The sequence below is a fragment of the Treponema sp. UBA785 genome, from assembly GCF_002297065.1.
Lineage (GTDB): Bacteria > Spirochaetota > Spirochaetia > Treponematales > Treponemataceae > Treponema_D.
On sequence record NZ_DBJD01000067.1, the window covers coordinates 4,240 to 11,356 of the forward strand.

The 7,117-nt window shown below is 39.7% G+C and carries 6 protein-coding genes and 1 pseudogene; 1 reads left to right on the forward strand and 6 read right to left on the reverse strand.

All coding sequences use genetic code 11. The features are described 5' to 3' along the window. Window positions 1-44: 44 nt before the first annotated feature. From B2X33_RS05505 to B2X33_RS05525, 5 genes are read right to left on the reverse strand one after another with little or no spacing between them, the layout of a single operon-like run. Entirely contained in the window at window positions 45-1,247 is a 1,203-nt protein-coding gene (locus B2X33_RS05505; RefSeq protein ID WP_296668210.1) for a bifunctional 3,4-dihydroxy-2-butanone-4-phosphate synthase/GTP cyclohydrolase II, read from the reverse strand. 25 nt (window positions 1,248-1,272) lie between these two features. Next, window positions 1,273-1,941: a riboflavin synthase gene (locus tag B2X33_RS05510; protein WP_296668213.1), complete on the reverse strand. Its 669-nt coding sequence runs from the start codon at window positions 1,939-1,941 to the stop codon at window positions 1,273-1,275. A gap of 20 nt (window positions 1,942-1,961) precedes the next feature. Further along, window positions 1,962-3,074: a bifunctional diaminohydroxyphosphoribosylaminopyrimidine deaminase/5-amino-6-(5-phosphoribosylamino)uracil reductase RibD gene (gene ribD, locus B2X33_RS05515; RefSeq protein ID WP_296668215.1), complete on the reverse strand. Its 1,113-nt coding sequence runs from the start codon at window positions 3,072-3,074 to the stop codon at window positions 1,962-1,964. A 55-nt stretch (window positions 3,075-3,129) separates the two neighbouring features. Next, window positions 3,130-4,290, reverse strand: coding sequence for an FprA family A-type flavoprotein (locus B2X33_RS05520; protein WP_296668217.1), 1,161 nt, complete (start codon window positions 4,288-4,290; stop codon window positions 3,130-3,132). Window positions 4,291-4,324: 34 nt separating this feature from the next. Further along, window positions 4,325-5,617 carry a hypothetical protein gene (locus B2X33_RS05525; protein ID WP_296668219.1) on the reverse strand — a complete coding sequence of 431 codons (1,293 nt, stop codon included), beginning with the start codon at window positions 5,615-5,617 and terminating at the stop codon, window positions 4,325-4,327. 155 nt (window positions 5,618-5,772) lie between these two features. Here B2X33_RS05525 and B2X33_RS05530 point away from each other — a divergent pair, with 155 nt between their 5' ends. Next, window positions 5,773-6,510: a hypothetical protein gene (locus B2X33_RS05530; RefSeq protein ID WP_296668221.1), complete on the forward strand. Its 738-nt coding sequence runs from the start codon at window positions 5,773-5,775 to the stop codon at window positions 6,508-6,510. A 39-nt stretch (window positions 6,511-6,549) separates the two neighbouring features. Here the strand turns inward: B2X33_RS05530 and B2X33_RS05535 are convergent. Next, a pseudogene (locus B2X33_RS05535) lies at window positions 6,550-7,117 on the reverse strand (ligand-binding protein); the annotation flags it as partial.

The following is a 7,117-nucleotide window of genomic DNA, read 5'->3' on the forward strand; positions in this document are numbered from 1 at the left end:
TTTGGCGGCAAAGCCGTCAAAGGAACGCCCTTTTTTTGTATCAATTACAGAAAATGTCCCATCCGCACGCGTTTTGTTGTCAAATACTGAATATCCTGTGGCCTTGTCGGAACCGTCAAAGGAATACGCTCTGTAATTTCGATTCCTGTGTCTGCGCCGTTTATCTGGTTTATTTTGTCAGGATTGTTTGTCAAAAGGCGGATTTTTTTGATTCCAAGCTCCTTGAGCATCTGGATTCCGCAGTTATAATCGCGTGCGTCTGCCGGAAGTCCGAGAGCCAGATTTGCATCGACTGTGTCCATTCCGCGGTCTTGAAGCGCATACGCTTTTATTTTGTTTAAAAGCCCGATTCCGCGTCCTTCCTGACGGAGATACAAAAGAACTCCGCGGCCTTCTTCTGCAATTTTTTCCATTGCCGCAGAAAACTGATCGCCGCAGTCGCATTTTAAGGAGCCGAAAGTATCTCCTGTTAGACATTCGCTGTGAACGCGGCACAAAATGCTGTCTTTGCCGTTTACATTTCCCATTATGAGCGCGGCGTGCTCTGCCCCTGTGATTTTGTCTAAAAATCCGACGAGCTTAAAATTGCCCCATTTTGTCGGAAGCTTTGCTTCGGCAACTTTTTCCACGATTTTTTCGTGAGTTTTTCTGTATTTTATGAGCTGTTCAATCGTAACAAGCTTTAGATTCCATTCCGCTGCCATTTTTTTGAGCTCTGAAAGACGCGCCATGTGTCCGTCGCCGCTCATAATTTCGCAGCAAAGTCCTGCCTGTGTCAAACCAGCAAGCCTGCAAAAATCAACTGTTGCTTCTGTGTGCCCTGTCCGCTCAAAAACTCCGCCTTCCTTTGCAACAAGCGGAAACATATGGCCTGGACGGCGGAAATCATCAGGCTTTGAAGTTTTGTCGGCAACTGCCATTGCTGTAATAGAACGGTCAAAAGCGCTGATTCCTGTCGAAGTGTTTATATGGTCGATGCTGACGGTGAATGCGGTTTCGTGGTTGTCCGTATTGTCCGCAACCATCTGCCCAAAACCAAGATTTTTTGCAATCTGACGGCTTATTGGCATACAGATAAGGCCTTTTGCCTTTGACGCCATAAAATTTAAAATTTCCGGAGTTGCAAATTCGGCGGCACAAATTAAATCGCCTTCGTTTTCGCGGTCTTCGGCATCCGTAACCATAATCATTTTGCCGGCCTTTAAGTCTGCCAGAGCGTCTTCTATTTTATTGATTCCTTCTGTCATTTTTTTCTCCTGTAAAAAGTCAAGCTTAATGAAAACTCGTAAAACTTGTCATAAAATTTTCGAGCGATTTTTCTTCATCATCTGCGTTTTTAGAATTTTTATAATTTACAAAATGCTCAATATATTTTCCTACAAGATCACATTCAATATTCACGTAAGAGCCGTTTTGCATTTTGCTTAAAGTTGTGTTTTTCCATGTATGCGGAATTACGGCAACGCTAAAAACAGTCTCGCTTTCTCCGTAATTTACGCTTGCAACAGTCAGGCTTATTCCATCAACACAAACTGAACCTTTTTCGATTATGAACTTTCCAATTTCCGCCGAAACCGCAATTTTTATGTTTACGGCGTTTTGCTCGTTTTGAGAAGAAAGAAAGATTCCTGTTCCGTCAATGTGTCCGCTTACAATATGTCCTCCAAAACGTCCGTCTGCCTTCATTGCGCGTTCAAGATTTACTTCGCAGCCTGATTTTAAGCTTCCGAGGCTTGTCCGTCTAAAACTTTCTGGAGTAACGTCGGCTGTAAAACTGTCCGAGTTTTTTGAAGCTACTGTCAGACAAGTTCCGTTTACGGCAACGCTTTCGCCCAAAACCAAACAACTGGCAAAAGAACATTTTATGTTCAAAATAAGAGAAGAAGAGCTTTTTAAGATTGAATTGACTGTTCCTTTTTCTTCAACAATTCCTGTAAACATTTTGATTCTTGCCCTTTTTTTTAATTTTCCAGAACATATTTAAGAAGAATATCTTCTCCAAAAGCTTCAATTTGCGGTTTTCCGAGATTTATACATTCTGACGGAAGCTCAATTCCCTTCCCTTTTACCGGGTTAAAAATCGTGTGCCCGTCGTTTCCAAAAATTTTTGGCGCAATGTAAACCTGCAATTCCTGAACAAGTCCTTTTTCTTCAAAGAAAAAACTTCCGTTCAAGGTTCCGCCGCTTTCTACCAAAACGGAATCTATTCCCATTTCTCCCAAAATCTTAAGCTGGCTGTAAAGAAGCGAATGATTTTTTTCTGTTTTTGCAGACAAGACTTTTACGCCACGGCTTTCCAGAACATCTTTTTTTATAAGCTCAGTTTTGGTCAGTTCAGGCTTGCAAAAAACAATTACTGGAATTTCTTTTGCTGTCTGAACCAAAGCGCTTTCCGGATTAAGCTTTAAATGGCTGTCTAAAACCACGCGAACCGGCTGTCTGTGCTCCAGACCGTCGTCAAGGCGGACATTGAGCATTGGATTGTCTTTTTTTGCTGTTCCGATTCCTGTCAAAACCGCCATTACATTTGCGCGGGTCTTGTGCACATTTTTGCGCGCCAACGGGCCTGTAATCCAGCGGCTTTCGGCTTTTGAAGTTGCCGTCTGTCCGTCTGCCGTCATTGCGTATTTTAAGATTACATAAGGCATCTTGTTTTTTATGTAATGAAAAAATACCGGATTCAATTTATCACATTCATTTTTTAAAAAACCAGATACAACTTTAATTCCGGCTGTTTCGAGAATTTTTTTGCCTTTGCCGTTTACAAGAGGATTTGGGTCGCTGCTGCCATAAATTACTTCCGAAATTCCGCTTTCGATAATGGCCTGAGTACAAGGAGGCTGTCTTCCAGTATGGCAACAAGGCTCAAGAGTTACATAAATTGAAGCGCCGCGGACATCGACTTTTTTTTCGGCGGCATTTTTTAGAGCGTCGCGTTCGGCATGCAGACTACCGAGTTTATGATGCCATCCTTCTGCAATAATTTTGCCGTTTTTTACAATCACTGCGCCGACAAGCGGATTGGGATTTGTAAAACCACGGCCTTTTTCTGCAAGAGCAATGGCGCTTTTCATACATTCTTCTTTCATTAAAACAGTTTTATATCAAACTAAATTATAATTCAAGAGCTTAAATCAATTTTTCAGCAAATTTTTCGAGCTGTTTTTCAACTTCCTCATTTACGGCTATTTTTATCGTAACCTTTTCTTCCAAAATTTTTATTTCTTTTAACGGCTCAAGCAGTTTTGCCATAGCTTTTGCTGCAAGCGGCGCCCAGGAACAATTTTCGATAAAAGCAACTGTTCTGTTTTGAAAGTTCCGCTCCGCAAGGTGAGAAATAAATTCGCGCATTTTAGGAAAAACTTCTCCATTGTAAGTTGTCGAAGCCAAAACAAGTTTTTTATAGCGGAAAGCGTCGGCTACACATTCAAAAATGTCATTTCGCGCAAGGTCTTTTATCAAGACATTCTTGCAGCCTTTTTCTCTTAAAATTTCTGCAAGTCTTTCGGCTGCCTGCTTTGTATTTCCGTAGACAGAAGTATAAGCAATAAAAATTCCGTCTGTTTCCGCTTCGTATTTTGACCATGTATCATAATACTTAATATATTTTTCCAGATTTGAATCAAGAACAGGCCCGTGCAAAGGGCAAATTTTTTGGATTTCAAGATTTGCCGCCTTTTTAAGAACTGCCTGCACATTCGCACCAAATTTCCCGACAATTCCAAAATAATAACGTCTGGCTTCGTCCGTCCAGTCAAGAGAAGAATCCAAAGCTCCGAATTTTCCAAATCCGTCCGCGCTAAAGAGAATTTTTTCTGTGCTTTCGTAAGTGAACATAACTTCCGGCCAATGCACATTCGGAGCGGCAATAAAATTCAAGACATGCTTTCCAAGCTCAACTTTGGAGCCTTCCGAAACTACAATCTGCCGTTCAGAAAAATCCGTGCCGAACATATTTTTCATCATCGAGAACGCCATTTTTGAAGAAACAATTTTTGAATCCGGATATTTTTTCATAAAAGCGGCAATGTTCGCAGAATGATCCATTTCCATGTGCTGCACAACCAAAAAATCCGGCTTTTTGCCAGCCAACGCGTTTTCGATATTCTTAAGCCATTCTTCTCCAAAATTTCTATCAACGCTGTCCATAACGGCAATTTTTTCATCAAGGATAAGATAGGAATTATAAGACATTCCCTCAGGAACAGGAAACTGTCCTTCAAACAAATCGATTTTGTGGTCATTAACACCAACAAACTTAACCGAATCCGAAATTTTCATATCTTTCATGGCACTGCCTCCTATAAAAAACGTGTCAAAACTTTTAGAGCAAAACTTCGCTTATAACCTTCCCCGACAATTTTTTTACAGTATCTTTGCTAGCATCAATATCTGTTCCGATTTTCTGGCCAGTTTTAGCGGCAATACTGCAAAAATCATTTTTAAAATCTTCCAGATGAACCGTGTCTGTCAATTGCAGCAAAAGCGAAATAAAAAACATAACAATATAAAGAGCGCCGTAAATTCCCATCGCCTCGCTTATTTCCGTTATATGCGAAATTCCAATAATTACTAGAATAATCCACAAAAATCCGGAAATCGACCTTGCCCCGATCCAAGAAAGAAGAATTATGAGCAAAAGACAAGTCTGGCTGTTTATGTTCAAAACCGGCACATTCCAAACCTCGTTCCCGACAAACATCGAACAAAGCCCGGAAATTGCCCAAATATTTACAATCGCCTGCACAACCGAAAAAAACACCTGTTCCGCCGAGTCTTTCTTAAAAAAATTATATCTCAAAAGATAAGAAGCATAAATAAAAACCGCCGCAATCGCAGTCAGCATTGTCGCCTGCACAGAAACATCTTTTTCGATTTTATGCGTAAAAAACCAAAAATAAGTTTTAGAAACTTCGCTTTTAAAAGTAAGAAACGAAATTATAACCGGCACAAGCATCAAAAAAACGCCTGCAATTTCCATCCATCGCTTGCCTTTCTGCGCCGACGACAAATTCTTTCCGAGGAGCTTTTCAAAAAAAGCCGGCTCGCCAAATTTCCTATGCCGGTACGTATCCATCGCAATAAAACCAGTCAAAATCAAAAAAAGAACAATTCCAAAACCAGCCATAAAACACAAAGGCCGCCTCAAATCCTGTATTTGCTTTTGTTTTAGAATATTTTCCTGAACAGTCTTGTCGTAATGAACCAGCCAATCTCGTTCAGTTCGGTTTTGTTTTTTAAACTCAATTACAAGATTTTCCATTTTTCTTTCTATATAAATGTCGTCCCTCAAAAATAAATCGCCGTTTTCGCTCTTAAAAAGAATTCTGTATTTAACTCCGGTTTTTAACTGCCATTCTTTTTCGCAAGCAATGCTCTTTTCGTCAAATTCTTCGCCGTAAAACTCTGCCCTGCGCTGCATTTTTCTTAACGTTCTTTCAAATTTTGACACTGGCAAAAGATTTACACTCTGCTGAACCGGAGGCTTTTCGCCTTCGATTACAAAAATTGACGTTATTATAGAATTTGTGCCGTTTCTTAAAATCACATCGCTTGCCGCGCTCAAAAAACACAGACTAAAAACAGCAGACCAGCAAAAACAAAAAAATCTTTTCATTCAAACTCCAAAAACCATACATTAAATAATAACCGCGGTTTCAAAAATCATCAAATACAAACTTGCATGAAGTTCGCTCAATGCAAACAATCTATTTAAACAACCTTTTTTTTCTGTTATTCTAATAGTCCAATTAAAAAGAACAGGAGTTTACAATGAACTTTGAAAATACACAGGTCTGGGGTTTTGAGCACGCAATCCGCGGAATGAGAAATCCCAAAAACAGCTGGGCAAAATCTGACAGCACTTTTAACGGGATTCTGGCAAATATCGGTTCCGCCGACTTAAAACTTATGCAGACACTCATAAAAAGCGGCTCAGAACATCGAAAATTTTTGCGCCAGATTTTTGTTTCTGTAGATATTACCGCTCCAATGTACTGGTGGAGCGAATTTGACACTTACAAAGTTTCGACAGTTGCAAATTCAACAAGCAAAATGCACAAGCTCGCCTCAACGCCAATCACTTTTGACTGTTTTGAACACGATGATTTTATAAACACCGATTGCGGTTCAACCTTCAAAGACGCTCAATCTGCCTGGCAGTCTTTTATTGAAGTTCTCGAATCCCTAAGAAACAAATTCAATGAAACAAAAGAAAAAAAATACTGGAAAGAACTGATCCGCCTTCTTCCGGAAAGCTGGCTTCAAAAACGCACAGTAACAATGAATTACGAAAATCTTCTCGGAATGTGCTCGAACGGACAGAGACGGCATCACAAACTAAACGAATGGTCGGGAGAAGACAATCCATCTCTCAAAAATTTCATTTCCTGGGCAAAAACACTTCCATACGCACAGGAACTGCTCTTCCAAAAAACAAGAATGGAAGAACTTGCCGAAGAAAACGTAGGATTAAAATCGGCCTTAAAAAAACTTGAAGCCAATTCTTAAAAAAAACCGGTTTGAAAAATTTCAAACCGGTTTTTTGTTTTAATTTATTACTCCAGTCACTGCAAGAACAGAAATACTTGTCGAAACTGCCGACAAAATCGTTGTTATTACAGGAGCGTATTGATTAAAATAATACAGTCCGCTGTTTGCTTTTGCGTCTATTGTCATTTCCGGCAAAATAAATTCAGTCTTTTTATGTTTTTTTCCGTTAATGTCGGTTATTGTTACTGCGTCCATTTTATTCTTTTCTTTTATAAATCCACCGGCAAGCCCAACATAGTAATCCCAGGTTCTGTCAGGAATATAAGGATAACGTCCAGGAGAATAAACTGCGCCGGAAACCGTCACAAAGAACTGTTTAAAAGGCACAATAAGGCGGTCATTGTATTTAATTTCAATCTTACTGTAATAAGTTGCATCGTAAAGCATTTTTGAAAGATCAACAGGAATAGTTTCTGATCCACGCAAAATATAAGCGTTTTCCAAATCCGAAACATTCGTAAACATATTTTTATTGTTTCTTACAAAAAACGCATAATCTTCGCCATTGTTAAATCGCATGGCAACTTTTGTAGAAGCGACAAGATTGGTATTGGTATTGGTATTG

Bases quoted from the DNA above. Each gene is read 5' to 3' on its own strand.
- ribD (WP_296668215.1), bottom strand. From the start codon at position 3,074: ATGAAAAGCGCCATTGCTCTTGCAGAAAAAGGCCGTGGTTTTACAAAT.
- B2X33_RS05530 (WP_296668221.1), top strand. From the start codon at position 5,773: ATGAACTTTGAAAATACACAGGTCTGGGGTTTTGAGCACGCAATCCGC.
- B2X33_RS05510 (WP_296668213.1), bottom strand. From the start codon at position 1,941: ATGTTTACAGGAATTGTTGAAGAAAAAGGAACAGTCAATTCAATCTTA.
- B2X33_RS05520 (WP_296668217.1), bottom strand. From the start codon at position 4,290: ATGAAAGATATGAAAATTTCGGATTCGGTTAAGTTTGTTGGTGTTAAT.
- B2X33_RS05505 (WP_296668210.1), bottom strand. From the start codon at position 1,247: ATGACAGAAGGAATCAATAAAATAGAAGACGCTCTGGCAGACTTAAAG.
- B2X33_RS05525 (WP_296668219.1), bottom strand. From the start codon at position 5,617: ATGAAAAGATTTTTTTGTTTTTGCTGGTCTGCTGTTTTTAGTCTGTGT.